The sequence below is a fragment of the Epibacterium sp. Ofav1-8 genome (genome assembly GCF_022348185.1).
Classification (GTDB): domain Bacteria; phylum Pseudomonadota; class Alphaproteobacteria; order Rhodobacterales; family Rhodobacteraceae; genus Epibacterium.
Window position 1 is genome coordinate 1 of record NZ_JAKRFD010000033.1, and the last position, 1,455, is coordinate 1,455.

The 1,455-nt window shown below is 69.1% G+C and carries 1 protein-coding gene and 1 pseudogene; both read left to right on the forward strand.

Going from position 1 to position 1,455, the window contains the following annotated elements; translation table 11 throughout:
- Window positions 1-269, forward strand: a 269-nt coding sequence (locus tag MHM97_RS22670) for a hypothetical protein (protein WP_239325905.1), incomplete at its 5' end; no start/stop codon positions are given.
- Window positions 270-1,455 (forward strand): annotated as a pseudogene (locus MHM97_RS22675) (hypothetical protein); the annotation flags it as partial. It abuts the gene before it with no gap.

Genomic DNA, 1,455 nt, shown 5'->3' on the forward strand with positions numbered 1-1,455 from the left:
CCGATTTCCACGATCTTACCTTGCGCGAATACGACCTGATTACCCGGTCCAAAATCCGGGCCAGGGAGGCGCGGGTCCAAGCGCGGCGGGTGCTGAACCAGGAGCTGGGCGTCCTGGTCAGCCATGCCTTCCACAATCCAAAGAAGATGCCCGATTTTACCCGGGCTGCGGGCCAGACGCACCGCAGCAAGGCCGATGCGACGCAGGATCTCGAACAGCTGCGCGCAAGCCTGATGACCATGCACTTCAACAGCAAACAGGGGGCTTAGATGTCCGCAGTTATTGGCGCGCTGCGCGGCGTGCTTTCGATGGATTCCGCGGCCTTTGAGACCGGGGCCAAACGCGCCAAGGCCACCATGGGCACGGTGGAGCGCCGGATGGAGCGGATGGCGGGGCGGATGGAAGGGGCCGGGCGTCGCATGGCGCTTGGCCTGACGGTGCCGATGGCAACGGCGGCCAGCATTGCGGTGCGCTCCAGCCTGCGGGTGGTGGATGCGCAGGCCAAGATGGCGCAATCGCTGGAAACCACCGTGGCCTCGATGCAGGTGCTGGAGCGGGCGGCGGATCTCTCGGGTGTGTCCATGGGCGAGGTGCAGCAGGCCACATTGCAGCTCACCAAACGGCTGAGCCAGGCGGCGGGCGGCACGGGGGCGGCGGCCAAGGCACTGGACCGGCTGCATCTGAGCGCGGGCGCCTTGCAGGCGCTGCCGCTCGATCAACGGCTGGAGCAGATCCAGGGCGCGTTGGCGGACTATGTGCCGGAGGCGGAGCGCGCGGCGGTGGCCTCGGATCTCTTTGGCAGCCGGGCGGGTCTGATCTTCACCCGGATCGACGGGGCGGCGCTGCGCACGGCGGCGCAGGATGTGAACCGCTTTGGCGTGGCGGTCTCGGAGGTCGATGCGGATCAGATCGAGCTGACCAATGACGCGCTGTCGCGGATGAGCCTGGCCGGGCGGGGCCTCGCCAACCAGGTGACGGTGGCGCTGGCCCCGGCGCTGCAGGGGCTGAGTGACCGGGTGGCAGATGTGGCGGGCTGGTTCAACGATCTCTCCGATGGCACCAAGCGCTTCATCGCCACCGGCGCGCTGATCGCGGGCACGGTCGGCCCGGCGGCGCTGGCACTGGGGCTGGTGCTGAAGGTCTCGGCACCGCTGGTGGTGGCGCTGGGGGGTGTGGTCTCGACGGTGGCGCTGGCACCCTTGCGCTTTGCGGCGGCGGCCAAATCGGCGATTGCGCTGGAAATGGCGCTGGGGGCCACCAGCACCAAGGCGGCGGTGACCAGCCTCGCGATGAAAGGCCTGCAGCGGGGGCTGGTGCTTCTGCGCGGGGCGGTGATTGCCACCGGCATCGGCGCGCTGGTGGTGGGGGCTGGCTATCTGGCGATGAAGTTCCACCAGCTGGTGGTGGCCACCGGCGGCTGGGGCGCGGCGCTGCAGGCGCTGGGGGATCTGGCCA